29 protein-coding genes and 1 tRNA gene are annotated in these 26,723 nt (G+C 37.5%); 17 read left to right on the top strand and 13 right to left on the bottom strand.

Features of this window, described 5'->3' with window-relative positions:
* Positions 1 to 134: 134 nt before the first annotated feature.
* The 4 genes from rlmN to IM793_RS14020 form a co-directional block, all read right to left on the bottom strand.
* Positions 135 to 1,190 (bottom strand): 23S rRNA (adenine(2503)-C(2))-methyltransferase RlmN, encoded by a 1,056-nt coding sequence (rlmN, locus tag IM793_RS14035; RefSeq protein WP_121287348.1) that lies wholly within the window; start codon positions 1,188 to 1,190, stop codon positions 135 to 137.
* A gap of 88 nt (positions 1,191 to 1,278) precedes the next feature.
* Positions 1,279 to 2,253 (bottom strand): 23S rRNA pseudouridine(2604) synthase RluF, encoded by a 975-nt coding sequence (rluF, locus tag IM793_RS14030; RefSeq protein ID WP_193422327.1) that lies wholly within the window; start codon positions 2,251 to 2,253, stop codon positions 1,279 to 1,281.
* Between the two features lie 27 nt (positions 2,254 to 2,280).
* A complete protein-coding gene (locus tag IM793_RS14025; protein ID WP_193422325.1) occupies positions 2,281 to 2,802 on the bottom strand; it encodes an NADPH-dependent FMN reductase in 522 nt (173 codons plus the stop codon).
* A gap of 118 nt (positions 2,803 to 2,920) precedes the next feature.
* On the bottom strand, positions 2,921 to 3,457 hold the full coding sequence (locus IM793_RS14020) for a DinB family protein (protein WP_227256256.1): 537 nt from the start codon (positions 3,455 to 3,457) through the stop codon (positions 2,921 to 2,923).
* 139 nt (positions 3,458 to 3,596) lie between these two features.
* Between IM793_RS14020 and IM793_RS14015 the strand changes: the two genes are divergently transcribed.
* Both IM793_RS14015 and IM793_RS14010 read left to right on the top strand, forming a co-directional pair.
* Positions 3,597 to 3,836: a hypothetical protein gene (locus IM793_RS14015; protein ID WP_193422323.1), complete on the top strand. Its 240-nt coding sequence runs from the start codon at positions 3,597 to 3,599 to the stop codon at positions 3,834 to 3,836.
* Entirely contained in the window at positions 3,826 to 4,164 is a 339-nt protein-coding gene (locus tag IM793_RS14010; RefSeq protein WP_193422321.1) for a type II toxin-antitoxin system RelE/ParE family toxin, read from the top strand. Before IM793_RS14015 ends, IM793_RS14010 begins: the two co-directional genes overlap by 11 nt.
* Here the strand turns inward: IM793_RS14010 and IM793_RS14005 are convergent.
* Positions 4,161 to 4,850: a YafY family protein gene (locus tag IM793_RS14005; protein WP_193422319.1), complete on the bottom strand. Its 690-nt coding sequence runs from the start codon at positions 4,848 to 4,850 to the stop codon at positions 4,161 to 4,163. The two genes, IM793_RS14010 and IM793_RS14005, sit on opposite strands and share 4 nt — an antisense overlap.
* 138 nt (positions 4,851 to 4,988) lie before the next feature.
* Here IM793_RS14005 and IM793_RS14000 point away from each other — a divergent pair, with 138 nt between their 5' ends.
* Complete coding sequence (locus IM793_RS14000) at positions 4,989 to 7,466, top strand: ATP-binding protein (protein ID WP_193422318.1); 2,478 nt, start codon at positions 4,989 to 4,991, stop codon at positions 7,464 to 7,466.
* Here IM793_RS14000 and IM793_RS13995 read toward each other — a convergent pair whose 3' ends face one another.
* The 5 genes from IM793_RS13995 to IM793_RS13975 all read right to left on the bottom strand — a co-directional run bounded on the left by IM793_RS13995 (position 7,467) and on the right by IM793_RS13975 (position 10,360).
* On the bottom strand, positions 7,467 to 8,798 hold the full coding sequence (locus IM793_RS13995; protein WP_193422316.1) for a sigma-54 dependent transcriptional regulator: 1,332 nt from the start codon (positions 8,796 to 8,798) through the stop codon (positions 7,467 to 7,469). It abuts the gene before it with no gap.
* Positions 8,799 to 8,867: 69 nt separating this feature from the next.
* Positions 8,868 to 9,182 carry a hypothetical protein gene (locus IM793_RS13990; RefSeq protein WP_057931901.1) on the bottom strand — a complete coding sequence of 105 codons (315 nt, stop codon included), beginning with the start codon at positions 9,180 to 9,182 and terminating at the stop codon, positions 8,868 to 8,870.
* A 78-nt stretch (positions 9,183 to 9,260) separates the two neighbouring features.
* On the bottom strand, positions 9,261 to 9,575 hold the full coding sequence (locus IM793_RS13985; RefSeq protein ID WP_121287363.1) for a hypothetical protein: 315 nt from the start codon (positions 9,573 to 9,575) through the stop codon (positions 9,261 to 9,263).
* 78 nt (positions 9,576 to 9,653) lie between these two features.
* Complete coding sequence (locus tag IM793_RS13980) at positions 9,654 to 9,965, bottom strand: hypothetical protein (RefSeq protein WP_193422314.1); 312 nt, start codon at positions 9,963 to 9,965, stop codon at positions 9,654 to 9,656.
* Positions 9,966 to 10,045: 80 nt separating this feature from the next.
* Entirely contained in the window at positions 10,046 to 10,360 is a 315-nt protein-coding gene (locus IM793_RS13975; RefSeq protein WP_193422312.1) for a hypothetical protein, read from the bottom strand.
* Between the two features lie 357 nt (positions 10,361 to 10,717).
* Here IM793_RS13975 and IM793_RS13970 point away from each other — a divergent pair.
* From IM793_RS13970 to IM793_RS13960, 3 genes are all read left to right on the top strand, one after another.
* A tRNA-Thr gene (locus tag IM793_RS13970) sits at positions 10,718 to 10,790 on the top strand.
* Between the two features lie 123 nt (positions 10,791 to 10,913).
* The gene (locus IM793_RS13965) at positions 10,914 to 12,080 is read left to right on the top strand and encodes an amidohydrolase family protein (RefSeq protein WP_193422309.1); all 1,167 of its coding nucleotides are present in this window, start codon (positions 10,914 to 10,916) and stop codon (positions 12,078 to 12,080) included.
* Between the two features lie 227 nt (positions 12,081 to 12,307).
* Positions 12,308 to 13,264: a nitronate monooxygenase family protein gene (locus IM793_RS13960; protein ID WP_193422307.1), complete on the top strand. Its 957-nt coding sequence runs from the start codon at positions 12,308 to 12,310 to the stop codon at positions 13,262 to 13,264.
* 162 nt (positions 13,265 to 13,426) lie between these two features.
* Here IM793_RS13960 and IM793_RS13955 read toward each other — a convergent pair whose 3' ends face one another.
* The 3 genes from IM793_RS13955 to IM793_RS13945 all read right to left on the bottom strand — a co-directional run bounded on the left by IM793_RS13955 (position 13,427) and on the right by IM793_RS13945 (position 16,305).
* The gene (locus tag IM793_RS13955; protein ID WP_193422305.1) at positions 13,427 to 14,581 is read right to left on the bottom strand and encodes an acyltransferase family protein; all 1,155 of its coding nucleotides are present in this window, start codon (positions 14,579 to 14,581) and stop codon (positions 13,427 to 13,429) included.
* Between the two features lie 118 nt (positions 14,582 to 14,699).
* Complete coding sequence (locus IM793_RS13950) at positions 14,700 to 15,614, bottom strand: LytTR family DNA-binding domain-containing protein (protein ID WP_193422303.1); 915 nt, start codon at positions 15,612 to 15,614, stop codon at positions 14,700 to 14,702.
* 325 nt (positions 15,615 to 15,939) lie between these two features.
* On the bottom strand, positions 15,940 to 16,305 hold the full coding sequence (locus tag IM793_RS13945; protein ID WP_193422301.1) for a hypothetical protein: 366 nt from the start codon (positions 16,303 to 16,305) through the stop codon (positions 15,940 to 15,942).
* A 33-nt stretch (positions 16,306 to 16,338) separates the two neighbouring features.
* On the opposite strand from IM793_RS13945, the gene IM793_RS13940 reads away from it, so the two are divergent.
* The 11 genes from IM793_RS13940 (at position 16,339) to IM793_RS13890 (ending at position 26,651) form a co-directional block, all read left to right on the top strand.
* A complete protein-coding gene (locus IM793_RS13940) occupies positions 16,339 to 16,479 on the top strand; it encodes a hypothetical protein (RefSeq protein ID WP_193422299.1) in 141 nt (46 codons plus the stop codon).
* A 189-nt stretch (positions 16,480 to 16,668) separates the two neighbouring features.
* The gene (locus IM793_RS13935) at positions 16,669 to 16,941 is read left to right on the top strand and encodes an acylphosphatase (protein ID WP_193422297.1); all 273 of its coding nucleotides are present in this window, start codon (positions 16,669 to 16,671) and stop codon (positions 16,939 to 16,941) included.
* Positions 16,942 to 17,017: 76 nt separating this feature from the next.
* Positions 17,018 to 18,496, top strand: coding sequence for a lipopolysaccharide biosynthesis protein (locus IM793_RS13930; protein ID WP_193422295.1), 1,479 nt, complete (start codon positions 17,018 to 17,020; stop codon positions 18,494 to 18,496).
* A 55-nt stretch (positions 18,497 to 18,551) separates the two neighbouring features.
* Positions 18,552 to 18,983 (top strand): dUTP diphosphatase, encoded by a 432-nt coding sequence (gene dut, locus IM793_RS13925; protein WP_193422292.1) that lies wholly within the window; start codon positions 18,552 to 18,554, stop codon positions 18,981 to 18,983.
* Positions 18,984 to 19,036: 53 nt separating this feature from the next.
* Positions 19,037 to 20,734: a tetratricopeptide repeat protein gene (locus tag IM793_RS13920; protein WP_193422291.1), complete on the top strand. Its 1,698-nt coding sequence runs from the start codon at positions 19,037 to 19,039 to the stop codon at positions 20,732 to 20,734.
* Positions 20,712 to 21,503, top strand: a complete 792-nt coding sequence (locus IM793_RS13915) for a DUF4292 domain-containing protein (RefSeq protein ID WP_193422289.1) — start codon at positions 20,712 to 20,714, stop codon at positions 21,501 to 21,503. The genes IM793_RS13920 and IM793_RS13915 overlap by 23 nt, the downstream gene beginning before the upstream one ends.
* 181 nt (positions 21,504 to 21,684) lie before the next feature.
* Positions 21,685 to 22,980: a murein hydrolase activator EnvC gene (locus IM793_RS13910; RefSeq protein WP_193422286.1), complete on the top strand. Its 1,296-nt coding sequence runs from the start codon at positions 21,685 to 21,687 to the stop codon at positions 22,978 to 22,980.
* A gap of 47 nt (positions 22,981 to 23,027) precedes the next feature.
* Positions 23,028 to 23,390 (top strand): twin-arginine translocase TatA/TatE family subunit, encoded by a 363-nt coding sequence (locus IM793_RS13905; RefSeq protein WP_193422284.1) that lies wholly within the window; start codon positions 23,028 to 23,030, stop codon positions 23,388 to 23,390.
* An 11-nt stretch (positions 23,391 to 23,401) separates the two neighbouring features.
* Complete coding sequence (locus IM793_RS13900) at positions 23,402 to 23,602, top strand: twin-arginine translocase TatA/TatE family subunit (RefSeq protein ID WP_029287719.1); 201 nt, start codon at positions 23,402 to 23,404, stop codon at positions 23,600 to 23,602.
* Positions 23,603 to 23,620: 18 nt separating this feature from the next.
* On the top strand, positions 23,621 to 25,039 hold the full coding sequence (gatA, locus tag IM793_RS13895) for an Asp-tRNA(Asn)/Glu-tRNA(Gln) amidotransferase subunit GatA (RefSeq protein ID WP_193422282.1): 1,419 nt from the start codon (positions 23,621 to 23,623) through the stop codon (positions 25,037 to 25,039).
* A gap of 208 nt (positions 25,040 to 25,247) precedes the next feature.
* On the top strand, positions 25,248 to 26,651 hold the full coding sequence (locus tag IM793_RS13890) for a lytic transglycosylase domain-containing protein (protein WP_193422280.1): 1,404 nt from the start codon (positions 25,248 to 25,250) through the stop codon (positions 26,649 to 26,651).
* Positions 26,652 to 26,723 lie beyond the last annotated feature (72 nt).

The following is a 26,723-nucleotide window of genomic DNA, read 5'->3' as shown; positions in this document are numbered from 1 at the left end:
GTTCGATTGCTTATGTTAGAATGGTTTCCCGAAAGGATTAAGCGTACAGCAGGACCGAACGCAAGCTAAATGCACAGGAAACTGCGCTCCAAAAAATGAAAGAGATTGATATTAAGAATATTGTAGTAGATGGCTTAAGCGTTCGCTTCTTCCTTAACGGCCAATTGCCCACAAGCGGCATCAATATCTTTACCACGGCTACGGCGGATATTGGTATTAATCCCTTGGCTTTTCAAATAATTCGAAAATGCATCGATCTTATCTCCTTCTGCGTTAGTGAAATCGGCGAAAGAAATGGGGTTATATTCAATGAGGTTTACTTTACAAGGAATATGTTTGCAGAATTTGGCTAAATCCATTGCATCCGAAATCTCATCGTTAAAATGATTAAAAACAATGTATTCGTAGGTTACCGGATTTTTGGTTTTAGCGAAATAGTATTTAAGCGCATCTGCCAATGCTTTTAATGAGTTGGCTTCATTAATGGGCATAATCTCATTACGCTTTTTATCATCAGCTGCATGTAGGGATAATGCAAGATTAAATTTTGCACCATCATCACCTAGTTTCTTGATCATTTTAGCAATACCGGCAGTAGAAACCGTAATGCGCTTATAGCTCATGTTTAAGCCATCAGGAGCGGTAATACGCTCAATCGACTTCAATACATTGGCATAATTTAACAGCGGCTCTCCCATGCCCATATACACAATATTGGTAAGGGGATTGTTATAATTCTGCTTCGCTTGTTTATCAATTAATACTACCTGGTCATAAATCTCATCAGCGTTTAAATTACGCTTACGGTCCATATACCCGGTTGCACAGAACTTACAAGTTAAACTGCAGCCAACCTGCGAACTCACACAAGCAGTCATGCGATCTTCCAGGGGAATTAAAACCCCCTCTACAATATTACCATCTGCTAACCTGAATGTATTTTTAATGGTATGGTCGTTACTGAACTGAGAGTTGTTAACCTGAACAGCATTAATAGCAAAAGAATCGTCCAAAGCCTTACGAAGATCTTTAGAAAGATTACTCATTTGCTCGAAACTCGTAGCCGATTTTTCCCAAAGCCATTGATATATCTGCTTGGCCCTAAATGCAGGCTGTTGCATCGCTACAAGATGTTGTTGCAATTGAGGTAGATCTAATGCACGGATATCGGTTTTTTTTGCTGTTACCATTTGTTGCAAAGGTACTTAAAAACCAGTTAAGCTGAAAGACTAAAGCTAAAAGGCTATTAATCAGTACATAATTTTACAATTTGTTAGCTTATCTTCCTCTGCCTCTAGCATTTGACTTACTTACAGGCTTACCTTTTGCTGGTCTGGAATTTCTATTCGTGCTATTACTTTTGCCAGTAGGTTTTGAGCCTGAGTGACCTGTCGGTTTTTTGCCTGAAGATTTTTGACCTGAAGATTTCGGTTTGAATGCTTTTGGGGGCTGTTCTTCTCTAAGTTCAGGGATTTCCTCCCAGGCATTGGTTTTTTTCTTGCTGGCGCTCTTTGTTTTGGGTTTAGCTTCAGAAGACGAATGTTCGACACTTTTAGTAATCGCTTTCATCTCTTCTTCGGTAAGTTCCCTAAATTCCCCTGTCGGGATGCCTTTAAGGCTAATATTCATGATGCGTGTTCGCTCAAGTTTGGTTACTTCATAACCAAAATGCTCGCACATTCTTCTAATTTGCCTGTTTAAACCTTGAATTAATATGATATTGAAAACAAAGGTACTGATCTGGCGTACTTTGCACTTACGAGTATTTACGCCTAAGATTGGAACTCCGTTACTCATTTCGAAAATAAAATCTTCGGTAATGGGTTTATTAACTGTAACTAGGTATTCCTTTTCGTGTTTATTCCCTGCCCTTAAAATTTTGTTAACAATATCTCCATTGTTAGTGAGGAAAATCAGTCCTGACGAATCTTTATCCAACCGGCCAATGGGGAATATCCTTTCGCTATGGTTCACGTAATCAACAATATTATCGCGTACGCTACCTTCTGTAGTACTGGTAATCCCTACAGGCTTGTTAAAGGCCAACAGGATGAAATTACTTTCTTCTTTTGGTTCGATATTATGGCCGTTTACCATCACTTTATCGCCCGCAAAAACCTGGTCGCCAACTTTAGCCCTTTTTCCATTGATGAAAACTGTACCCTTTTCGATATAACGGTCTGCTTCACGGCGTGAACATAATCCACTTTCACTGATGAATTTATTTAAACGGGTTGCAGAGTTATTGTTCATGCTGCAATTTTACGGAAATAAATCGTGTTATCCATTCTTCATGCTGGCAACAAATGAACCGATTGTGCTTTTAAGTGCGGTTAAAGTCTCCTTATGGGTAATCTCTCCCTCATTATTAATCTTCGCTTTTGCAAATGAGATAAGCTGAGGCGATACCCTCGCTTCAATTACGGTTAAAATATCTATTATGGACTGATAGGCTTTCTCGCCCTGAGTTGAAGCAACAAGTGCTAAAACTGGTTTGCCTGAAAATGATGCTGAGCTTACCGTCCAATCAAGCAGGTTTTTTAATGAGCCTGGTAAGCCCATTGCGTATTCTGGTGTAGAGATAATGATTCCATCTGCTTTTTTGATGGTTGAGCGAAGCGCTTCGACAGCCTGTGGTGGATTTTCCTGGTCTAAATCAGGATTGAAATGTGGAATGACCGCGATGGATGAAAAGTTGATTACCTCGAACTCTTTGCTCAAAAGCCTTGAGATGGCAGTGATGTAAAGTGCATTGGTTGATACTGCTTTCGTGCTTCCGGAGATTGCCAATATTTTTTTCATTGTTAAAAGTAGCAAAGCACAGATTGAAAATCAAGGTCGTGTGGTAATCGCGAAGTCATTTCAAAACAGGCTATCGAAACGCAGCAGGTTTCGATAGCTTATTCTGAATGATTAAAAACTAAAAATTTTGGTCATCCGCACTTGGTCCGTAACTGCCTGGGATAGGAATATCAAGTAATCTTAAATAAACACCCAGCTGTGCCCTGTGGTGAGTGGTTTGGCTAAGTGAATGGCGGATGGTTTCATATTTCGAATAATCTGCTAAAATCTGTTTGCCCATACTCAATACCCAGCGGCCATTTAAATCTTGTTCCGTTGCTTTTTCTAATTCTGCTTTTCCCAGCGCATAATTTTTCTCCAGGATTTTAACCAGATCACCGGCATTTTCTGCAGGTTGTTCTACATAAGGTGCTGTTTCAAAATCTACTCCCTCAGTCGTTAAAGCCATTGAAACCCAGCTCGGCAAATCGGCAATATGAACAGCGAGCGATTTCATTTTCATACTTTTTTCGTGCGGTGCCCAGTCAAATTTTTCTATCGGTACAATGGCCAGGAATTTTTTTGTGGTATTAAATTCGGCTTCTAATTCTTTCAATAATAATTTAATAATGTCCATATTTTTCTGGTTTGTTTTTTCTATTGTGTGTAATTCCATAAGTAATAAGTTAGCGATGCTCATGATTTTTGGTATTTGTTTACACAAAGGAAATATGGACCACTGACAACCCTATGGCAGTGTGAAAAAATAATTTAATTGAGAAATGTTTTATTCAAAAAATTGTATTTTTGTAGTAATGACGACATTAACCGTAAATATCGAAAACAAGAAATCTGAAAAAGCCGTAAAGGCTGTGCTTGATGCCTTGGGCTTGAACTACGAGGTTGCATCTAATATTAAAGCAAAAGAAAGAACACCAAATAGGGCTGAACAGGTACTCTATAAGCGCTTAAACGATTCTTTTGAACAAATCAACCTTCATCAGAAAGGAAAAATAGAATTACGCGATGCCAAAGATTTTTTAGATGAGCTTTAAGATTAAAACTGTTCCTAATTTTGAAAGGGAAGTTAAAAAAATCTTTAAGAAACATCGTGGCATAAAATCTGATTTATTAAAACTTGTTAATGATTTAGAAGTAAATCCTGAATTAGGAACTCATCTAGGCCAAAACATTTATAAAATCCGATTATCTATTTCTGGTACTAACAAAGGAAAATCCGGCGGTGCAAGGGTTATAACTTATGTCATTGTTATTGATAAAATAGTTTATCTTTCCGAAATATACCTCAAAAGCGACCATTCAACTGTAAATATTCAAGATGTGATACAACGTTTGAAAGATGCAGGGATTTTTGATTCTTAATAATTTACAGGAAGCAGATGCATGTAATCGCTCAGCGGCATGTGCTGCGTTTTTTTGAAAGGAATGCCCAGGTTTTTAAGGCAGATAATCCGGGTAAGATTAAAATCACGGTATTCATTCCGGTAATGGCACCAGGCAATTAAATGCCAGCTAAATGCATAGAAAATTAGCCCGATTGGCTCTACTTCTCTTTTGCTTATCTCATCTTTATTGTTTTTATAATCGAGTTCGATCAGGTGTTTTTCTGCAATAGCGTGTTGAATAAGCGACAGGTACTCAAAGTTAAAATTCAGTCTTTTCGGAATCTGCAATTTAATATGCTGATTTAAGGTTTCGAGCTTTTCTTTCTGACCCGTTTTTAATACTGCCTTTACTTTTGTCAAAGCTGAAGAATAATGCATGCGAATAGAATTGTCAGCAAATCCATTCACTAAACTTTCAACCAGCAGCAGCGCATTGGCTTCGTCCATATTAAAAGAAACAGGCGGCAGAAAATAGCCCTGCACCAGGTAATAACCCTTATACTGCTCAAAACTTACCGGTATCCCTTGTTCGCCTAATGCTTTAATATCACGATAAACTGTACGTATGCTCATGTTAAATCTTTCTGCAATTTTTTCTGCGGTAATGTATTTTCTAGATTGAAGCAGGGTTAAAATTCCGAAAAGTCGGTCGATACGATTCATAGTTTGTTTTTTGAGGTGATTAAAATTAAAGTTTTTTAATCAATTTTTCTTGTGGTACGTTATTTGTAAATGATAAATACATATCAATTTTAAAGGTTAAACCGTTATTACAAAGGTTAAACCAATACAATCTAATTAATGGCGGCTGTTATTCAGAAACGATTCTTCCGGGCAATAAAAAGTAAAGTGATCATAGGTTTTCTGTTCGCCTGTTTTGCGCTGCTATTGGCATGGGGTATCAGCAAGTTTGCTTTTACCAGGATGCTGAATACCGTGGAAGAAATTTCTGCGCCAAATGACCGGTTAAGGATCGTTAATGATCTTTCGCATAAGATAGCCAGGTTGGATCAATTGCAACGTGATGAAGCTTTTAATAAACAGGGCACCTATAGTTTTTTAAAGGAATCACGTAAATTAAGATCAAGTTTAGATACGCTGCGTAAATTATATCGTGGAGACTCTGCGCAATTGTCGAGGATAAAATCTATCAAAAATTTACTTTCCGATCGCGATAAACAATTTGTGAACTACCTTAAAGTAAGGGAAACACTCGTAAACACCAAATCTTTCTCTGACGAGGTTCAGAAATTGAATGAGCTAGTGGCTACACGTAGCAGGCAAACAGATAGTGCAGTATTAACTACCGAAACGACCACATCAACCACTACGGTTGCACCTGAAGAAGAACAAAAATCAAGGGGTTTCCTGAGTAAACTTTTTGGGAAAAAGAAATCAGATGTTTATAAAATCATCAACGAAGAATTTAAGGTTAAGCGCGATACCTTAAATGCAAAGGCCGAAGACAGCATCATGAAAAGCATGACGGGGTCGCTAAGGAATATCGAACTCGAACAGCGTCAGAAAAGCCAGAAATTTTTAAAACGGGAGGCTGACTTATCAAGTGCAAGTAATGCCTTAACGGCTAAAATGCTGCAGATTTTAAGAGAGGTTGAGGGTGAAGCGGTAGCCCAGGTTGATTTGAATGGTATACAGGCTAAAGAAGTAGTTAATGATGGAATTACACAGATCACTACCATTATCATTATCTTTTTTCTGTTAACGGTTATTCTGCTGTATTTAATTTTAGCAGATATTACAAAAAGCAACAGGTATAGAAAGGCTTTGGAGCTGGCTAAAGATGAAGCAGAATACCATGGTAAAGCGAAGCAGCGGTTCCTTTCAAACATGAGCCACGAGATCAGAACCCCGCTACAGTCTATTTTAGGCTACGCCGAACTGATTACCCAGCAGGATGTGCCCAATAAAAAAGATGTAGATGCAATCTATCAGTCTTCCATCCATTTACTTCAGATTGTTAACGAGGTATTAGATTATAACCGGATTATTTCTGGAGAATTTAGCTTCAATAATCAGGTATTTAATATCAAAAAAGCCTTAGATGAAGTAGTTTCAGTAATGCGGCCATTAGCGGAACAGAAATCACTTCAGTTAAATACAGCACTTGATCTTGCCGATTTGGAGTTTGTAAAGGGGGATGCTTTTAGACTAAAGCAGATTTTATTTAACTTATTGGGTAACGCTGTAAAATTTACCCTTAAAGGTGAAATTAAACTTGCTGTATCTTACAAAAAACAAGGTGAGGATCTGCATTTTCATTTTAACATAAAGGATTCCGGAATAGGGTTTGAAGAAAAAGATATTCCTAAAATATTTAATGAATTTGAGCAGATAGAATCTCCTGAAAAATATATTATTAACCCGGCCGGTACAGGTTTGGGCCTGCCTATTGTTAAATCTTTGATTGAAACTCAGGGAGGAAGAATTTATGTGAAAAGTAAACCGGGCATTGGTACCACATTTAATATTTACATGAAATATGAAAATACCACTGAGCGTGTAAATGATGCTTTAGATTTAGAGCATTATGCAATTGTAAACCCGGGTACGGTTTGGGTAATTGATGATGATAAACTAATTCTCGATTTATGTGGAATGATTTTTCAGAAAAACAAAATCCCTTATAGAAGTTTTACCCAGGTAGCAAATATTTTAAATACTGAACCCGACCCCGATTTAAGGTATGTTTTGGTTGATATGCGTATGCCTGAAATGACAGGTTTCGAACTTTGCCATTTATTAAAAAAGAAACTGCCGCAAAATATTAAATTCTATGCCATCACTGCACAGGTTTTGCCCGAAGAGCGAGAGATGGTTTTGAGTGAGGGTTTTGATGGTTTAATTATGAAACCGTTTAGAGCGGTCGATATCCTGTCTATATTTGATAAAACAGAAGTATTAACAGAGCAGCCCGAATTTGATTTTTCTTCCATAGAAAAAATGACTTTTGGCGATCAGGAGATGCTGGAAAAAATCTTAAACCGCTTTAAGCAAGATTCGATCGATGATGCTGCCGAACTCAAAAAACACCTTGACGAAAATGACCAGGATAAAAGCAGGTTATTGGTTCATCGCCTTGCAGGGCGTACGGCACAGATGGGTTCGAAGACATTGGCCAATGCCTTTAGAGTTTTAGAAATAGAAATAGCCGAAAAAGGGTTAACGGAGAACACTAAATCTGAAGTGCTGTTACAGATCAGAAAGCTGAATAATTTAATTGCCTTTATGGAAAAAATGGACTATGCTAATGCCGGGTAACTACTCTATCCCGTAACGTTCCATTTTGGCATATAGTGTTTTACGATCAATGTTTAAGATTTTAGCAGCTTTTGATTTGTTATGCCTTACTTTGATTAACGTTTCCGTAATCAACGCTTTTTCATTCTGTTCATTAACTGCTTTCAGATCGGATGAATTTCCTGGAGCTGATTGCTGATGGACAGAAATCATCATTTCATCAGGTAATGCACCAATCTGGGCAATATCGCCCGGGCTCAATAAAACCATTCGTTTAATCACATTGCTGAGCTCGCGCAGGTTTCCTGGCCAATCGTAGCTCAACAACAATGCTTTCGCTTCAGCAGATACACTTTTAACATTCCGGTCTAAATCACGGTTTGATAATTGTATAAAGTGATTGATGAAAAGTTCTAAATCTCCACCCCTTTCTCTTAATGGCGGAAGCTGAATTTTGAATTCATTTAAACGATGATATAAATCTTCTCTAAATTCCCCCTGTTGCATGCTGTTGGCCAGATCATCGTTGGTAGCCGTGATGATGCGAACATTAACTGGAATCTGTTTGGTACTGCCTAAAGGCTGGATTATCCTTTCCTGTAAAGCCCTAAGCAATTTAATCTGCACTTCGTAACTCAGGTTACCTACTTCATCTAAAAATAACGTTCCACCATTAGCGGCCTCAAATTGACCTTTTTTGTCATTCAGCGCTCCTGTAAACGCCCCTTTTACGTGACCGAATAATTCGCTCGCAGCTAAATCTTTCGATAATGCACCACAATCTATGGCTACGAAAGGTTTATCAGCACGTTTGCTTTGCTGGTGAAGGGTTCTGGCTGCAAATTCTTTCCCTGTGCCGCTTTCACCCTGTATAATTACCGACATGTCTGTAGGGGCTACCAAATTAATGTGTTCATACAGTTTATCTGCAATTGCACTTTTCCCTTTTATAAAATCGCTGTTTATTTCTTTTGGTTCAACACTTTTTAAATCCTTTTTAGTTAAAGAATTTTTAATCACCATTAATAACTCATCTGGATTAACTGGCTTGGTAATGTAATCAAAGGCACCCAATTGGATAGATTTTACCGCTGTGCGGACATCATTAAAACTGGTCATGATAATTACCGGAATGGAAAGACCCAAATCACGAAGATGAGTAAGCACTTCAAATCCGGTTCCGTCTGGCAGGCGGTAATCGATTAAAAGTAAATCGAATGTATTGGTTTCAACTTGCTTAAATGATTGCTTTACTTGGGTTACAAGGGTAATTTCGTGACCGTTTTTGGTTAAAAAACCATCAAGTAATTGAGCAAATGTGGTATCGTCTTCTAAAATCAGGATTCTCGCCATGTAACAAAAATAAGAAAAGCCGGACATAATCCGGCTTTCTTATCATAGGTAGATGTAATTATTTGGGTTTTATTGTACGGGCTTACCGTCTTTATCAATTTTAACAGAACCAGTTTCTGCTTCTTTCTTAACATTAATCAGGTAGTATTCCTTTGTTCCTTCTTTAACAGACCAGGCTTCTGTAGCGGTCCATCCTTTGTACGCATCAGATTTTAATGCGGTTGTAACTGGGGCTGGAAGTTCTTCTAATTTAACCGGAGTTTTCACTGCACTGTCTTGAACTGCAACAATAGCAGCATTTTTAATTGTATTTACTTCACTTGCCTGTACTGCTGAGAATCCTGCAAAAGCTAAGAACGCAGCTGATAAAATTAATTTTTTCATGGTATATATTTTTTAGTGATGCACAGCCTGGAGGCTGCGCTTATATTGATTATGCCTTTATGGCGTATTTATTTTAAATTATTGAACTGGTTTACCGTCTTTATCAAATTTAAGTGAACCTGTTTCTGCTTCTTTTTTAACATTTACTAAATAATACTCTTTAGTACCTTCTTTAACTGTGAAAGCTTCAGTTGCTGTCCAACCTTTATAGGTGTCAGATTTTAATGCTGTTGTAATCGGCTCAGGAAGCTCTTCCAATTTAATCGGAGTTTTTACTGCACTATCTTGAACTGCAACAATTGCTGCGTTTTTGATTGTATTTACTTCACTTGCCTGTACTGCTGAGAATCCTGCAAAAGCTAAGAACGCAGCTGATAAAATTAATTTTTTCATGGTATATATTTTTTAGTGATGCGCAACCCGAAGGCTGCGCTTATATTGATTATGCCTGTGTGGCGTATTTATTTCTGATTATTGAACTGGTTTACCGTCTTTATCAAATTTAAGTGAACCTGTTTCTGCTTCTTTTTTAACATTTACTAAATAATACTCTTTAGTACCTTCTTTAACAGCGAAAGCTTCAGTTGCTGTCCAACCTTTGTAGGTGTCAGATTTTAATGCTGTTGTAATCGGCTCAGGAAGCTCTTCCAATTTAACTGGCGTTTTCACTGCACTATCTTGAACTGCAACAATTGCAGCATTTTTGATTGTATTTACTTCGTTTGCTTGTACTGCTGTGAATCCTGCGAATGCTAAAGTAGCGGCTAAAATGATCTTTTTCATGATGTTACGTTTTAATATGATTAGTAACTTTCGTTACTGTTTAAATACTTGTTAATTATGTAGCGTTAATTTTGTATTGATTATTGAACTGGTTTACCGTCTTTATCGATTTTTACCGAACCGGTTTCAGCTTCTTTTTTCACGTTAATTAAATAATACTCTTTAGTACCTTCTTTAACCGACCAAGCTTCAGTAGCGGTCCAGCCTTTGTAGGCATCAGATTTTAATGCGGTTGTTACTGGCTCAGGAAGTTCTTCCAATTTAACCGGAGTTTTCACTGCGCTATCTTGAACTGCAACAATTGCATTAGTTTTAAAATCGTTTACTTCACTTGCTTTTACTGTTGAGAATCCTGCTAATGCTAATACTGTAGCTGCTAAAACGAACTTTTTCATAGTATATATTTTAAAATTTAATTTGTGTAACAATACTTGCTAATGTTTCATAATGATGCCAAATGGATCTTTTTATTTAAATAATTGATTTACAGTGTATTGATTTTGTGCCAAAGTTTTAATGTTGTGGAGTTTATCCACACTTTGTGGTGAATGACTACAAGTTTTGCCGTTATTTATGATTAATAACAAATTCTTGTGCAGTCAGATGTTACCATCTGACGGATTTTAAAAATTTCTTCGGGTTAATTGGCTGTTAGATGGTAACATCTGACAGCACACTGAATATTTTCAAAAAAAATAATTTTCAATTTTTGGAAAAAGAAGATTTTTTTCTATCATTGCAGCCCGATTAAAGCCTCCTTAGCTCAGCTGGTAGAGCAACTGACTTGTAATCAGTAGGTCATTGGTTCGATTCCGATAGGAGGCTCTTTTTCTTTCTCACATTTCTAATTTCTTTAGAATAGTAATTTTCAAAAATGATTTTATAATCAAAATAGGGCAGCTATAGAAAAATATTTTATTTGCTCCGCTTATTCCGCTAATTTGCGATATGTTAAAATATTTTTCAGCTGATTGGATCTTTCCTGTTTCAACTCCACCAATTAAAAACGGAGTGGTAGTTGTAAATTCAGATGGCAAAATTGAAGAAGTGTTAACCAGAGAAGATACCGAAAACTTTGATTTGGATATCGTAAAGTATAAAGGAGCAATCGTTCCAGGCTTTATTAATACTCACTGCCATTTAGAATTATCGCATATGTTGAATCAAATCCCTGAGCAAACGGGTTTGGTAGAATTTGTACAACATATTATTAAAAGTAGACAGGGTGATATAGCGGAGATCAAACAGGCAATGTATGCAGCCGACCAGGAAATGTTCGAAAACGGGATTGTAGCCGTTGGCGATATTTCCAATCAAATTTCATCTAAAGAAGTAAAAGAGAAGAGTAAAATCCATTACCACACCTTTATAGAGGCCATGGGTTTTAATCCCGATAGGGCCGTTGCCATAATGGATGATGTTAAGAGAATTAAACAGGATTTTAAACCTCTAAAAACATCTATTGTTCCACATGCACCTTATTCAGTATCTTCAGAATTGTTTAAATTGATTAAAGAGGAAGCCGAAAAGGATAATACCTTTATTAGTGTTCACAATCAGGAAACTGACAACGAAAATGCTTTTTTCGAAAATAAAACAGGTGGTTTTTTAGATCTCTATGAATTTTTAGGACTGGACATCACTTTCTTCGAGCCAACTCATAAAACATCATTACAGAGTTGGCTACCTTATATTAATGCGCAAAAGACATTGTTGGTGCATAACACGGTTTCGAGTAAAGCAGATATTGCTTTTGCAAAAGAACGTAACAATAATTTATATTGGTGCCTTTGCCCTCAGGCCAATTTGTATATCGAAAATGCTTTACCTGATGTTGATCTGTTAATGGATGAAAACGTAAAGATCACCTTGGGAACAGATAGTTTGGCCAGCAACCATCAACTTAATATGCTATCTGAAATGCTCACCTTGCAGACATGTAAACAGGTTTCTTTTGAAAAACTGTTGAGCTGGGCAACAATAAACGGAGCCGAATTTTTGGAGCTTGATCAACAAATTGGAACAATAGAGGTTGGTAAAAAGCCAGGGTTGAATTTAATCCAACTGTCAGCTGATTTTAAAATTGAAAGTGACAAAGTACAGCGACTGATTTAAAGAAAACATTCATTCTTTAACCTTAAAAATCGCTTGTTTTAAAGGGTCATTTATCTTGGTCCTGAGTTTTAATGTCACTTTAGACTTTATACATCAAAAATTGGCTTTTTTGATGTATAAGGGTATCATTTCAATTTATTTAATGCGATTTTAGAATTGTATAGAGTTCTTTCAGAATAAAATGATATTTCAATAATTTGCCAACCATTTGTAAAGTAAATTTCCTCATGAACCCAATCTGTAAACTATTTAATATTAAATACCCGATTATTCAGGCCGGAATGGTTTGGTGCAGTGGCTGGAGACTGGCTTCAGCGGTTTCTAATGCAGGAGGCCTGGGTATTATTGGCGCAGGTTCAATGTATCCTGAAGTATTAAGATCGCATATTCAAAAATGCAAATTGGCAACTCACCAGCCATTTGGTGTTAATATTCCATTGCTTTATCCTAATATTCAGGAAGTTATAGATGTGGTAATTGAAGAGAAGGTAGAAATTGTATTTTCTTCTGCCGGTAATCCTGCAACATGGACCAGTTTTTTAAAAGAAAAGGGTATTACTGTGGTTCACGTAATTGCGAATACAAAATTTGCCATAAAAGCGCAGGAAGCTGGTGTTGATGCGATTGTTGCTGAAGGCTTTGAGGCGGGTGGGCATAACGGGAGGGAAGAAACTACCACCATGTGTTTAATCCCGATAATTAAAGCACTCGTTAATATTCCGGTCATCGCAGCTGGTGGCATCGGGAGTGGTAAAGCCATGCTGGCTGCATTTGCCTTAGGTGCTGATGCCGTTCAAATCGGTTCAGCTTTTGCAGTGGCTGAAGAATCGTCTGCTCATCCGGCATTTAAGCATAAAATTATTGCCGCTAATGAGGGTGATACTAAGCTGGCGATGAAAAAACTGGTACCGGTAAGATTACTGAAGAATGAATTTGCCGATGCTATTGCCAATGCTGAAGCGGATGGAGCAAGCCGGAATGAACTGGCTGATCTTTTGGGCCATGCCAGGGCGAAACTGGGAATGTTTGAAGGCGATATGGAAAATGGCGAACTTGAAATCGGTCAGGTTTCGGCGATGCTGAAAGAAATCAAGCCTGCAAGCGTTATCCTCGAAGAAATATGGCAGGAATTTAAAGTAAAAATGGCCCAGCTTACGCAACTGCAAAACGGATTGGATAGCTAAATCGACATATTGCCATGTAGAAGCTTATTCTCACCATATTAAGGTTTAGATCACTAACAACAATTTTTATTGTTTCTGGGAATTGTGGGCATGGTAAAGATGGGGGGCAATTTTTAGACATCTCAGTCATTTTAAAAAGCCGCTCTATTTCAAACCTAATGATCAGATAATCCTTTTTATACCTGGAATCATCAGAATAATTGAGCCTAATAAAAAGCTTCCCATTACCACAAATGGGGACAGAACTAAAAATTTGATAGCCGGATCTGCCAACCAGTATTTAAACGTAAGTGAAACTCCTGTAATTACCAATGGATGGAAAATATAAGTCGAAAAGGCACATCTGGATAGTTTACTCAATAATGGCGATGATTGATTCCACGAATTTTTGCCCAAGCTCAATAACGCTGTCAGAATCGAAAATCCTATGCATTGCTCCCAAACAGCATACAATAGCGATTGCCAGTGAAAACCGCCTGAATACCAGGCAATGGGCATGTCTAGCTTAGTCCTGATCAGAAAGAACAAGGGAAAAAACATTAAACCTAACCATGCAGATCGCTTGAGGCTTTTACCAACTTTTAAAGATAAGCCATCAAACCATTGATTCTTATAAGCCAATAAACCTATAATAAACATCACGATATATTGTGGAAAGTGACCCAACTGAAATCCAAATGGTTTAAACACCCAACCAACTGGAAATACGATTCTAACCAAAAAGGTGAGAACCCCCAATAAAACAGCAAAAAGTAAAATGCTGCCAGTACCGGGTGCTGGCATAGATTTTTTAAATTTAATAACAATCAGGTTTTTCGCGCCAACATAAAGTAATGTAAATAGCAATAGGGCTGCAACAAACCATAGTACGCCAAAATCAATCCAGGTATGATAGCCTGAAAGATATTGCAGATAAGTAATGTGATTACCCTCTGAAAAATAATAAACGAGGTAACTTAGTAATGGCGACAGCACAAAAGAATAAAACAACAATGGGGTGCCGAGCCTGATGAGGCGGTCTCCTAAAAATTGCCAGCTGCCTTTTCTATCATAAGATGGTGCCGTAAAGTATCCCGACAGTAGGAAAAAAAAGCCCATAAAAAACGATTGGTTTAAGCTTACAAAAATTGTTGATGGTATAATAGCAGCCATGTGAGTTGTTTTTTCAGTATAGTACCATCCACCTGGAGCGCAATACACGATAATAGTATGATGTAATATGACTAACGCTGTTAGAAATATCTTAAGGTTATCAATATAAAATAGTTTGCTGGCTTTTTCTGGAGTGATTTGCTGAAGTAATATTTTTGATGACATAACAGAATGTGTTTCTTGGTTGATCAGGTTTGGTTAACCCAGTACTTACGCAAACATATAATGGAAACGACGTAGTTTATTGTCGATGTTACCAGCAGCAAATCTTTGTGATTAACAACTAGGCTAGCTGCTTTGGAGTAAGAAGGAGTTCTTGGTAAAGTGCATTAAACGCAATAAGCTGCGACCTTGAAACGGGTACCTGATCAACAGTATGATCAAAGGAAAGCATGTAGCCCTGCGAGTTTCCCGTCACGTTTTTTATATAATGCATGTTTACCAGGAAGGTTCTGTGGCAGCGGAAGAAATTACGATTTGGTAAAAGCTGTGATTCAAATTGTGTTAGGGAAATTCTTTTTAGCTCTGTATTTAGTTGGTTATTATTGCAGGTTGTTATTTCGATGTAATTCCCGTCTGCTTTAGCAAAAAGTAAATCGTTTAAATCTAAACTGAAATCGTCTTGCCTGACCTGGGTTTTGATGTAAATTAAGGCACTGGCCGTATTATTTTCTAATTGAGGAGGTAGCGGTGTAAACTGGAAAATTAGGAAAGAATCTTTTTTTGATTCAAAATAGAATATCGCCAGCCTCATAAAAAAATACAAAAGTATACCTGCTACAAAACAGTTTCTCACCTCTTCCCATAAATAACGCCATGTCCAATTATTTGGATTTAAGTAAATCAGATCGCGGATCAGGAAATTACATATCCCTGTGGAAAGAAGTAAAATGCCAATATGTGCGTATTCCCATATCAAAGACCAGCTTTTATTTTCAGAATCCTTGGCCCGTAAATGATTTAATGCAATAAAATAAAAATACAGGATTATTGCAGGTAATAATGCATGGAAGCAGCATATTATAATATAGTTAACTTTCTGTTGCGATGCACTAACCTCAAAAGGCTTCAGGAGGATTAAAAATCCGAGGATAACACCAAAAATAACGGAAACGGTTTTAAAAAGATTTTTCTTGCAGTAGCGATTTGGGTAATCAATTTCTTTAAATAAATGCTTTCGGTTGAAATAAATCTTCATTGTAAATGTCCGTTTTCAGACTCATCAAATTTATGGAATTTTATGTAAGGTAGATTTGAGAAGGGGTAAAAGCTTCAATTGGTGAAGGACTTCATTTCTTAAAATACTTGAAATAATGGATAATTGATCTGGGAATTGGCATATCAGGCTCGAAATGTTTGTTTGTACAAAGTGGTTTTGTGCAATATACTGATCGTGTAAATAAGGCCAAGTCGAAAATAGGTAATTGTAAACTTAGATCTTGGGGCAAATGGTTGATTGGTATTGTTTTCGTTTATTTGAATGACATATATGCGATAACAACAGCTTGCTTTACCTTTCAAAATTAGCGGTACTGTACTTTTTCAAGTAAAGAAACAGTGTGTGAGAGGTTTTGGATTATTTTATCCTTAAGTTCGATGGTTTTATTTTTCTCACTTAGCAGGCTTTTAAGCCTTTTAATCTCTTCTGCTGATGCTTGTGTTTCCTTTTTACTGAGCTCAGAAAATAGCTTACCCTTTTCGTAATAACTGAAAAAATTGTAGCCCAGTATTTCACTCACATTGGCCAGCAGGGAAACATCCAGGGTGGAGCTATTGATGATTTCCTGTGCTTTGGTTTTGCTAATGGCCATTTTTTCTGCGAATATGGAAACAGGAATCTCTTTGGTTTTCATTTCCTTCCAGATCATCAATCCTATGTGTACACTCATTATCGTCTCCGTTTTAAAATTCAAATTACCTAAATGTTAGCCTATTCCGGAAAAATTAGTGTTAATGATAACCAGTCTAATTATATTTTGGGTCAACAGGTAATTCATTCACTTTTTATACAGATTCTGATTGCAAGTGAAGAAACCAGTGTAAAAAATAGCATTGGCAGATAATTGTAAATTTATTATACTCATATCTGGAAACTTGGTAGTTCTAATTTAAAACGTGATGGATTTTATAACTTAGCCGAATAATCGCCTATAGATTCGTTAAGTCAGTTCGGTGCTATCATTCATGTGTTAAAGAATTGTGATAATTCATTTACCTTTGTACCGGTAAACATTTCAACTTTACAACAATAAATGAAACACCTCAATATAAAAGTAACAGGTAAAGTGCAGGGCGTTGGCTTTAGAGAAACGACTAAAATTATCGCCAACCAAATGATGGTAAATGGTTTTATAAGGAACGAAAAAGACGGATCGGTTTATATAGAAGCAGAAGGTGAAGAAATCTTTTTGGAGGAATTTGTAAACTGGTGCCATGAAGGACCGGACCGTTCACGTGTAGAAAATGTGGAGGTAAGCGATGGCGAAGTGAAAAACTATCGTAATTTTGAAATCTTTAAAAAGTAACAAGTATTCTGTATCAAGTAGCAAGATCGCTATCCTCGTATAATCTTGATACCTGATACTTTTATCTCTATACTAAATGTCTGTATATAAAAAGTTTCTTGGGCAAACCATGATTTATGGTATCAGTACCATTTTTTCGAGGTTGTTCAATTTTATTTTAACGCCTGTTTACACGGGTGTTTTCGCTCCTGGTGTTTATGGTGTTTTTACCAAAATGTTCAGTTATGTGTCCATTATCAATCCAATATTGGCTTTTGGGATGGAAACCACCTTTTTCAGGTATTTAAATAAACATGAAGATCGGAAGCAGGAAGTGTACAACAACAGCTTTTTGGTAATCGCTTTTATATCAACCCTGTTTTTAATCACCGCATTAATTTTTACCGATTACCTGGCCAGGTATACTTTAGACGGAGACATCGCCGAATTGGCCGATCAAAAATCTTACATACATTATTTCGCATGGATTTTATTTGTAGATGCCATCAGTGTAATTCCATTCGCCAAATTAAGGGCCGATGGAAAGCCATTTAAATATAGCTTAATCAAGTTTCTCAATATAGGTACATTTGTAGGCTTAAATCTGGTGTTCATTTACGTGATCCCATTCCTCATCAAGCACGATATAATGAGCGGATGGTTTACTTCATGGTATAAAGGCCGGTGGGTGGGTTATGTATTCGTAGCTAATTTAATTGCGAGCATCGTCACGCTGCTCATGCTTATTCCACAGTTTTTAGAAATCCAGTTTAAGTTTAATAAAAGCTTATTTAACAATATGCTGGGCTATAGCTGGCCTGTTCTGGTGGCTAATTTATCGTTTATTATCAATGAAAATTTAGACAAAATTTTATTGGGTAAATACCTGCCGGAAAGTATTGCCAATCACGATGTTGGTATTTATGGAGCCGTATGTAAGCTGGCCATCTTCATCAGTATTTTTAATACGGCTTTTAGGTTAGGTGCCGAACCATTTTTCTTTAGTCACGCTAAAAATGCAAATGCAAAGCAAACTTACGCCAATATTTTATATTACTTTGTACTTGCTTTATCCATCCTTTTTGTAGGCTTAACAGCCAACATAGAAATCATCAAATATTTTATCAATTCAAGGTATTGGGTTGGACTCAACGCAGTTCCGTTTTTGCTGTTTGGTTATGTTTGTTTAGGTATTTATATGAATTTATCGGTATGGTACCGTTTATCCGATGAAACCAGGTACGGCTTATATATTTCTTTGGTTGGCGCTGTTTTTACCATCATTATGAACATTATCCTGATTCCAAAATTTAGTTATATGGGCTCAGCATGGGTATCAATGTTTGCCTATCTCATCATTATGGTTATTTCTTATGTACTTGGACAAAAGCATTACCCCATACCTTATAAACTCAAAGCAATGAGTATCTATATATTGGTTTCTATTGTTATGGTGTACTTATCTTTTTGGGTTTTTAAACGCAATATTTATATTGGAAACGGAATTTTAGTGCTATTTCTCCTGGGTATTTTCTATTTTGAGAAGGATAATGTGGCGAAAATGCTAAAGAAGTAAATCACTAGAATTAATCATCTAAAATCTCACATCTCCAATCTCATATCTAATAAAAATGGAAATAAAAATCATCAATACATCCGAACATCCTCTTCCACAATATGAAACTGCACATGCTGCAGGAATGGATTTAAGAGCAGCCATCACAGAAGAAATAATACTTAAGCCTTTACAGCGCCTATTGGTTCCAACGGGTTTGTTTATTGAGTTACCGATTGGTTATGAGGCGCAGATCAGGCCAAGAAGCGGCCTGGCCTATAAGCACGGTATTAGCATTGTAAATTCACCAGGCACAATTGATGCCGATTATCGTGGCGAAATAAAAGTTTTATTGGTAAATTTATCAGATACAGATTTTAAAATTATTGACGGTGATAGGATTGCCCAAATGGTAGTGGCCAAACACGAAACTGTGAGCTGGCAGCCTGTTACAGAACTAGGCGAAACTGCACGCGGCGAAGGCGGTTACGGACATACGGGGAAATAGTCCACAGTCCTAAGTCCTTGGTCTGGAGTAAATTATTTGGATTGATAAATGAGATGAAATACAAAGTACATTTTCTTGTTGGAGCTACTTTGGTGAGTTTCCAGGCTTTTGGGCAGGGAACGGATATGCCGATTGCCAATCGCGACAGCAATATGGTAAAGCAATTTTTTTTTGCAGGTCTGCGGGAGAAAATGTCTGAAAACTATGTCGTTGCTGCTACCAATTTCAATAAAATTGTTGGGTTGGACCCTAATAACCATGCTGCCTATTTTGAACTGGCCAATGCAAACCTGCGTTTAGATAAACTCCCGGAAGCTGAAGAAAACATAAAACAGGCAATTAAAATAAATACTGGTAATTTGTGGTACTGGCGTTTACTTGGAGAGATCTATAAACGCACCAATAAAATGCCCGAACTGATCGGGGTATTTAACCAGTTGATCCGTCTCGATCCTGAAAACGATGCCTATTATTTTGACAAAGCCAATGCGCAGTTTTTAGCCAATCAGTTAGATGCAGCAAAAAAAACTTATGATGAAATTCAGGTTAAATTCGGCGATTCAAGAGATCTGACCAATGCCAGAAAACGTTTTCAGGCAAATGGAAATGCTACAGAAAGTGATATTGTAAAATTATTGGAAGGCAACCAGGCCGATGTAAAGAACTATTTATATGCTGCAGGCTTGCTTTTGCAGAAGGGAAATGAACCGGAGGCATTAAAGGTGTTAACCAAGGCACAGCAGTTGGAACCCAATAATTTTGAGATTAACCTGGCTTTGGCCGACATTTACCGCAAGCAGAAAAATGACCAGGCCGCATTTTCTTCCTTAAAATTGGCATTTGAAAGCAGTGAAATGCCGCTCAGCGAAAAATTGAAGATCATCGCTGCACTTTTTCCTAATCTTAACCAGGCCCTTGTAGCCAAAAATGTAACTGAACTGAGTAAACTGGTAGCCGAAAAAAATCCTGCTGACGCAAAGGCATTGGCACTTTATGGCGATGTGCTTTATCAGCAGAATAACCTGAAAGAAGCATTGGCCCAATATCAGGCTGCTTTAAAACTTAACGAACAGGTTTATGTCGTTTGGGAACAGGTAATCAATATTCAAACCCTGCTAGGGCAGTATGAGGAAGCGATAAAAGTTGGCGATGAGGCTTTAAGCATATATCCCAATCAGGCCAGCTTATATTATTATGTAGCTTATGCGCTGTTTAAAACTGGTAAATATGAGCCTGCTCAAAACCATTTGAAAACGTCCTTACAGCTGGATGTGGATAATAAAAGCCTACAGGCACAAATTTATGCACTTCAGGGCGATATCTACATCAATCAGAATAATTTTCCCCTGGCTAAAACAGCTTTCGAAAAAACCATATCACTGGAGCCCGATAATTACCTCATTATGAATAACTACGCCTTCTATCTGGCGTTAAGAAATGATGAGCTAACAAAAGCGGCGAAATATGCGGAAACAGCTGCCAATGCAATGCCCAATAATCCCTCAATTGCAGATACTTATGCTTTCATTCTGTTTAAGCAACAAAAGTACGACCTGGCGAAAATCTGGATTGAAAAGGCTTTGCAAAACAATAGCAGTAAAAATGGTGTTTACCTGGAGCGATATGGCGATATACTTTTTATGAAAGGTGAAAAGGATGTTGCATTAATCCAATGGCAAAAAGCAAAAGAGGCCGGAAACGGATCAGAAGTATTAATTAAAAAGATAAATGAAAAGAAATATTTTAAATAGTGCAGTCCTGTTAGGAGCAGTAATTTTTGTTTCGGCATGTAAACCTAAGAAAGAAATTGTGGTGGCTCCTCCTACCAAAACGGAAACCAAAACTGACAATTCGAAAGCAGAGGCCTTAAGCTTATTAAATAGCAAACAACTTAAATTTAATACACTTTCTTTAAAAGCAAAAGCAACTTTAGATATTGCCGGCGACGCAAATGACGTTACCATGAATTTCAAAATGAAAGACAAGGAAACCATTTGGGTAAGCATTACAGCCTTAGGTGGAATGGCAGAGGTGGCAAGGGCTTTGATTACGCCTGATAGTATCAAGATCATGAACCGGATAAAAAGCGAATACCTCAAAAAGCCGTTTAGTTATATTTACAATTTCACCAACAAACAGGTGAATTTTAATACGCTCCAGTCCATTTTAACGGGTAATGCGATGGGTGAATTTTTAACCGCACAATCGGATGTTAAGGAGGAAAATGGTGTTTGGGTTGTTTCTGGAAGTAAATCGGAGTTAGATTACAAGCTGCTTTTTAATACACTTTTCAAAGTATCGGAGACGAACTTAAATGATGTTAGAAACGGACAGGCATTAAAAGTTACTTATACTGATTATCAAAAACTAAACGAATCTTTATTCCCAAGTGCTTTACAGATCAAAACACTGTCTAAAGCAAAAAAAATAAATATCGACCTTCAATTTGTGAAAATTGACGGCAATGTTCCTGTCGATTTTCCGTTTAATGTACCAAAGAGATTTAAGGTTGTAAAATAGCCCTTCAATTACAGTTGAATATTATGGTTTGCCAAATAGATCTGCTGCACTGCAACAGTCTGTTTGGCAATCTTTGCATTATATGAAGATTAAGTGAAGACGGTTCTGTAATAAGTGATTATGACCTTAGTATCTCAATTTTAAATACTTTTTACTGTAAAATTTTTATACTTTTGGCTTAATGAAGCTACAAAAACTCCTGTTTATCCTTTTTTTAAGCGTGTTAACTTTTTCGGCAGTTGCACAAACTGAAAGCCAGCTCAGAAGGAAAAAAGAAGCTATACAACGTGAAATCGAACAGCTTCAGAAGAATTTAAACAAAACTGCCAGTGGTAAAAAGCTTACTATACAGCAGATTAATACCATCAACGCACAGATTAGGTTGCGTCAGGATAAAATTGGTACCATTAACTCTGAAATAAAAAATCTGGATAGCCAAATCTCTCAGAACACAAATACCGTACATACATTACAAGGTCAGTTAGGCGATCTTAAAAAAGAGTATGCAGGCATGATCCGATTTGCCCAGCGCAACAGAAATTCGTACGATAAAATGATGTTCATTTTTGCATCGAAAGATTTTAATCAGGCATATAAAAGGATCAAATATTTACAGCAATTTAGTCAATACCGTAAAAAACAAGCTGGATACATTGAAAATACACAGCAAGACCTGAACGGCAAAATTAAAGTGCTGGATAAAACACTAAGGGAAAAAAGTGATTTATTGAAGGAACAGGAAAGAGAGCGTGAGCGTTTAAGCAAAGATAAAAGTAAACAATCAGTAGAGTTAAACAAACTGAGCAAGGACGAAAGGCGGTATAAACAGGATATTACCAGCCGTAAAAAACAACAAGCGCAGATAGACAGGGCCATTAGTGCTGCAATTCAGCGGGCAATTGAAGAAGCGAGAAGGAAGGCCGCAGAAGAGGCAAGAAGAAAAGCGGCTGAAGAAGCACGGATTGCGGCAGCAAAAGCCAAGGCTGAAAACAAGCCGGTACCAACTGCTCCGGCTGCTCCTACAGCCAAAGCGAAATCGACTGGAGAATTGCTTACCGCAACACCAGAGGCAGCGAGATTGTCGGCAGGTTTTGAAAATAACAGGGGAAGGTTACCTTGGCCGGTAGCAACAGGAACAATAACCGAAAGGTTCGGTATGCATAAAATAGACCAGGCAAGTTATACCAACGATGGGGTAGATATTACTACTACCGACGGGGCGCCGGTTAGGGCTGTGTTTGCAGGTAAGGTTGCTGCGGTTCAGGTAATGATGGGTAGAACGGTGGTTTTAATCAACCACGGTGAATACTTTACAGTATATCAGAACCTGAGATCGGTTAGCGTGAGTGTAGGTAATTCTGTCGATACCAAACAAACCATTGGGGTTGTTGCCAACACTGGTGATGATGCGGTTCTGAAGTTTCAGATCAGAAGGGGACAGGCAGCGTTAAACCCTGAAGCCTGGATTAGTAAATAAACTTAAGACAAGTTAAAATGTCTATATTTGTATAAATTATATTAGTGATGTATCAAGGCACGTTATTAGAGTTTTTAAACATGGGTGGATCGGAGATCGTGCTCATTTTAGTGGTAGTTCTATTGTTGTTCGGAGGTAAAAAATTACCTGAATTGGCAAGGGGACTGGGGAAAGGAATCAGAGAATTTAAAGATGCCTCTGATGGTGTTAAGCGTGAAATCCATAGGAATATTAATGCTATGGACTTAGATAAAGAAGAAGCGGAAGAAACAGCTGTAAATACCCATAGTCAACGTCATCACCCAACAGAGGAATCACCTGTTGATGAAAAGGTTGAGTCAGGTGTGCCACATATCGATTTGGCAAAACCTACGGACGAAAAAATTATAACTGACAAAGAAAAAGTTTAAACAAAAAGGTTATGTTAAATACAACAATAGCAGCAATGCTTGGAACACCAGAAATTATCATTATTGCGGTAGTGGTATTGTTATTATTTGGTGGTAAAAAAATTCCTGAACTAATGAGAGGTTTAGGTAAAGGTGTTAAAGAATTTAAAGATGGTAAAGATGGCGTTGATGGCGAGCAAGTAGATCCGTCTAACCGTGATAAAACTGTTTAATTGCAATAATTTTTAGTTTTGAAGAAATACAGCTCTCTTAAGGAGATTCAAATACTCATTTCGCAAAAGCAATTAACTTTACCCGATTTATTGGCTTATTATTTTAAGCAAATTGAACAAAATGAACACCTCAATGCATTTAATGAGGTGTTTTTTTTATCGGCCGAAGTTCAGGCGAAAGCGATACAGCAGAAAATAGAAGATGGTACTGCGGGTAAACTCGCTGGGATGGTAATTGGTATTAAAGATAATATCTGTTATGAAGGCCATATCGTTACGGCATCATCAAAGATGCTCGAAGGCTTTGTATCTCCATATTCTTCTACAGTTGTGCAACGTTTGTTACAGGAAGATGCCGTTATTATCGGCCGTTTAAACTGTGATGAATTTGCTATGGGCGGCTCCAATGAAACGTCATATTATGGGGTTGCTAAAAATGCGGCAAATCCCGAACTTGTTCCGGGTGGATCTTCAGGCGGCTCTGCTGTTGCCGTTCAGGCCGATATGTGTTTGTCTGCCCTGGGTACCGATACTGGTGGTTCGGTAAGACAACCGGCTGCTTTTTGCGGACAAATTGGACTTAAACCAACCTACGGACGTATTTCAAGGTATGGTGTGATTGCTTATGCTTCCTCTTTCGATCAGGTTGGTCCTATTACATCTTCAGTAGAAGATGCTGCTTTGCTCTTACAGGTTTTAGCTGGTGCTGACGATTATGATTCTACAGTTTCTCCTGTTGCAGTACCCGATTATCCTGCTCATTTGAATGAGCGTAAAAAACAAAAAATAGCAGTATTAAAGGAAACTATTGAGAGCGAAGCCCTTAATCCTGAAATCAAATCTGCTATTTTAAAATCAATTGAACAGCTTAAGGCTGATGGACACGCTGTTGAGTATGTTTCTTTTGATCTGTTGGATTATTTGGTTCCTGCCTATTATATTTTAACAACGGCCGAAGCTTCTTCCAACCTTTCTCGTTATGATGGTGTTCATTACGGACATCGTAATATGGAAGCGAAATCCCTGAATGAACTTTATAAATTATCCCGCGCGGAAGGTTTTGGCGAAGAAGTAAAACGCCGCATCCTTTTGGGTACTTTTGTTTTAAGTGCAGGATATTACGATGCATATTATCAAAAAGCACAGCAGGTCCGTCGATTGATTAGAGAAAAAATGGATCTTCTGTTTGAAGATTACGATCTTATTCTGTCTCCTGTGGCGCCAACAGCAGCTTTTAAAATTGGTGATCATGTTCAGGATGCAATTGTGATGTACATGGCTGATATTTTTACCGTATTGCCTTCTTTAAGCGGAAATCCGGCAATTGCTTTGCCAATAGGCAATAATGCGGCAGGTTTACCGTTAAGTATACAATTTACAGCCAAACATTTTGAGGAAGATAAGCTTCTGGCTTTTTCTCAGGCATTTTTATCATAGTTTTATCGTCATTGCAAGGTACGAAGCAATTTTAATGCAAAAGGCATTATAGTAAGTATGGCAATGGCATTTTATTAACTGTTTTCCAGAAGTAGTCTGGAAGGTTCGCAGATTCTTAACTTTTCCCTTATTGAGGGAGAAAAAGGAATCTGTTTAAAGGTTTGTGAAAACACAAACTACGGTTAATGAAAATTTGAACCAATAGCCCATGATTAAAAAATTACTTTTTGCTTCAATTTGTGCTTGTTTAGGATACGTTTCTTCCTCGTCTGCGCAACAAACACTCAAACTGGATAGTCTTCCGAAGATTCATAACAACATCTTTATCAATACCGATACTGTAGCTGTACCGGTTGTTTCTGAAAACCCATTAACCATGGGGCAGAACTTTATCTATAAGCTCAGGCTAGATTCTATCGCTAAAACGGTACCCCTTCCATACAACGAATACGTTCAGCAGTATATTGATATTTATGCCAAGCGTAAAGATATGTTTGGCAAAATGATCGGCTTATCAAGCTATTACTTCCCGATTTTTGATAAGGCTTTAAAAGACTATAACATTCCGCAGGAAATAAAATATTTAACTATCGTCGAATCGCAGATGAATCCGCATGCGATTTCGAGAGTAGGGGCAACAGGTATCTGGCAGTTTATGTTTGGTACTGGCAAGGCCTATGGACTAAAGATGGATAATTTCGTAGATGAACGCAAAGATCCTATTCAAGCCAGTTATGCTGCGGCAGCATATTTTAGAGATGCTTTTGAAGAACTTGGCGATTGGCTGTTGGCCATTGCTGCTTATAATTGTGGAAAAGGGAACGTTAATCGTGCTATTGAAAAAGCGGGATCAAGAGATTTTTGGGTAATCAGACAGTTTTTGCCTAAGGAAACCAGAAACTATGTACCGGCATTTATTGCTGCGGTTTATGTGATGAACTATTCCCACAAACATCAGATTACGGCACAGGCTTCGAACATGTTTTTAAAAACTGATACCGTTCAAACTACCCGTTTCGTTTCGCTATCTACACTTGCAAAAGTGTTGAATATTGATGAGACGGCGATTATAGCCTTAAATCCATCCTACAAGAAAAAGATCGTAAATGGTACGGATGATGAGCCGAAGCGTATTGTAATGCCTAAGTTAAGGGATATCGACTATGCCGGTATTTATGATGTGTTAAACAATCAGGAAGTGGATGTAAACATGAAAGTGGTGGCTGCCAGTACCGACGATGTAAGAGATTTAAGAAAGAAAAAAACTAAAAGTATAGCTACGTCAGCTGTAGTTTATCATAAAGTTACCTCAGGACAAAGTTTAACAGCCGTTGCCGAAAAATATGGTGTAGAAGTACAGGATTTAAGGGTTTGGAACGGTTTAAAAAGCAAAACACTGGTACCCGGACAAAGATTAAAGATCTACGCCAAAAACCGTACACCATTAAAAGTACCATCATCGTTTTTAAGTTACAAGGTTAAAACCGGCGATACCTTGTCTGAAATCGCAGAGAAATTTGAGGGTGCAACCGTTCAAAGCATCCGAAGAGACAACCGTTTATCAAAAGCAGGGTTGCAAGTTGGAATGATTCTGAAAATTAGCAAGGGATAATACCTTAAACTGAACCACGATATTTTTTTTGATCAGGTATACTGAAATCGTCTGGTAACAATTGGTTTAATC

The sequence above is a fragment of the Pedobacter sp. MR2016-19 genome, from assembly GCF_014947265.1.
Lineage (GTDB): Bacteria > Bacteroidota > Bacteroidia > Sphingobacteriales > Sphingobacteriaceae > Pedobacter.
Note: the sequence above shows the minus strand (reverse complement) of the source record. Positions and strands in the feature narration are given on the sequence as shown.

What these genes read in the sequence shown, in the direction of transcription:
- IM793_RS13900 (WP_029287719.1), top strand. Translation starts at nt 23,402, where the DNA reads ATGTTAAATACAACAATAGCAGCAATGCTTGGAACACCAGAAATTATC.
- IM793_RS14000 (WP_193422318.1), top strand. Translation starts at nt 4,989, where the DNA reads ATGGCGGCTGTTATTCAGAAACGATTCTTCCGGGCAATAAAAAGTAAA.
- IM793_RS13890 (WP_193422280.1), top strand. Translation starts at nt 25,248, where the DNA reads ATGATTAAAAAATTACTTTTTGCTTCAATTTGTGCTTGTTTAGGATAC.
- IM793_RS13940 (WP_193422299.1), top strand. Translation starts at nt 16,339, where the DNA reads ATGTTAGCCTATTCCGGAAAAATTAGTGTTAATGATAACCAGTCTAAT.
- IM793_RS14020 (WP_227256256.1), bottom strand. Translation starts at nt 3,457, where the DNA reads ATGGAATTACACACAATAGAAAAAACAAACCAGAAAAATATGGACATT.
- IM793_RS13915 (WP_193422289.1), top strand. Translation starts at nt 20,712, where the DNA reads ATGAAAAGAAATATTTTAAATAGTGCAGTCCTGTTAGGAGCAGTAATT.
- IM793_RS14005 (WP_193422319.1), bottom strand. Translation starts at nt 4,850, where the DNA reads ATGAATCGTATCGACCGACTTTTCGGAATTTTAACCCTGCTTCAATCT.
- IM793_RS13905 (WP_193422284.1), top strand. Translation starts at nt 23,028, where the DNA reads ATGTATCAAGGCACGTTATTAGAGTTTTTAAACATGGGTGGATCGGAG.
- IM793_RS13920 (WP_193422291.1), top strand. Translation starts at nt 19,037, where the DNA reads ATGAAATACAAAGTACATTTTCTTGTTGGAGCTACTTTGGTGAGTTTC.
- IM793_RS14025 (WP_193422325.1), bottom strand. Translation starts at nt 2,802, where the DNA reads ATGAAAAAAATATTGGCAATCTCCGGAAGCACGAAAGCAGTATCAACC.
- IM793_RS13935 (WP_193422297.1), top strand. Translation starts at nt 16,669, where the DNA reads ATGAAACACCTCAATATAAAAGTAACAGGTAAAGTGCAGGGCGTTGGC.
- rlmN (WP_121287348.1), bottom strand. Translation starts at nt 1,190, where the DNA reads ATGGTAACAGCAAAAAAAACCGATATCCGTGCATTAGATCTACCTCAA.
- IM793_RS13945 (WP_193422301.1), bottom strand. Translation starts at nt 16,305, where the DNA reads ATGAGTGTACACATAGGATTGATGATCTGGAAGGAAATGAAAACCAAA.
- IM793_RS13990 (WP_057931901.1), bottom strand. Translation starts at nt 9,182, where the DNA reads ATGAAAAAATTAATTTTATCAGCTGCGTTCTTAGCTTTTGCAGGATTC.
- rluF (WP_193422327.1), bottom strand. Translation starts at nt 2,253, where the DNA reads ATGAACAATAACTCTGCAACCCGTTTAAATAAATTCATCAGTGAAAGT.
- IM793_RS13910 (WP_193422286.1), top strand. Translation starts at nt 21,685, where the DNA reads ATGAAGCTACAAAAACTCCTGTTTATCCTTTTTTTAAGCGTGTTAACT.
- IM793_RS13980 (WP_193422314.1), bottom strand. Translation starts at nt 9,965, where the DNA reads ATGAAAAAGATCATTTTAGCCGCTACTTTAGCATTCGCAGGATTCACA.
- IM793_RS14010 (WP_193422321.1), top strand. Translation starts at nt 3,826, where the DNA reads ATGAGCTTTAAGATTAAAACTGTTCCTAATTTTGAAAGGGAAGTTAAA.
- IM793_RS14015 (WP_193422323.1), top strand. Translation starts at nt 3,597, where the DNA reads ATGACGACATTAACCGTAAATATCGAAAACAAGAAATCTGAAAAAGCC.
- dut (WP_193422292.1), top strand. Translation starts at nt 18,552, where the DNA reads ATGGAAATAAAAATCATCAATACATCCGAACATCCTCTTCCACAATAT.
- IM793_RS13930 (WP_193422295.1), top strand. Translation starts at nt 17,018, where the DNA reads ATGTCTGTATATAAAAAGTTTCTTGGGCAAACCATGATTTATGGTATC.
- IM793_RS13960 (WP_193422307.1), top strand. Translation starts at nt 12,308, where the DNA reads ATGAACCCAATCTGTAAACTATTTAATATTAAATACCCGATTATTCAG.
- IM793_RS13985 (WP_121287363.1), bottom strand. Translation starts at nt 9,575, where the DNA reads ATGAAAAAATTAATTTTATCAGCTGCGTTCTTAGCTTTTGCAGGATTC.
- IM793_RS13975 (WP_193422312.1), bottom strand. Translation starts at nt 10,360, where the DNA reads ATGAAAAAGTTCGTTTTAGCAGCTACAGTATTAGCATTAGCAGGATTC.
- IM793_RS13965 (WP_193422309.1), top strand. Translation starts at nt 10,914, where the DNA reads ATGTTAAAATATTTTTCAGCTGATTGGATCTTTCCTGTTTCAACTCCA.
- IM793_RS13995 (WP_193422316.1), bottom strand. Translation starts at nt 8,798, where the DNA reads ATGGCGAGAATCCTGATTTTAGAAGACGATACCACATTTGCTCAATTA.
- IM793_RS13950 (WP_193422303.1), bottom strand. Translation starts at nt 15,614, where the DNA reads ATGAAGATTTATTTCAACCGAAAGCATTTATTTAAAGAAATTGATTAC.
- IM793_RS13955 (WP_193422305.1), bottom strand. Translation starts at nt 14,581, where the DNA reads ATGTCATCAAAAATATTACTTCAGCAAATCACTCCAGAAAAAGCCAGC.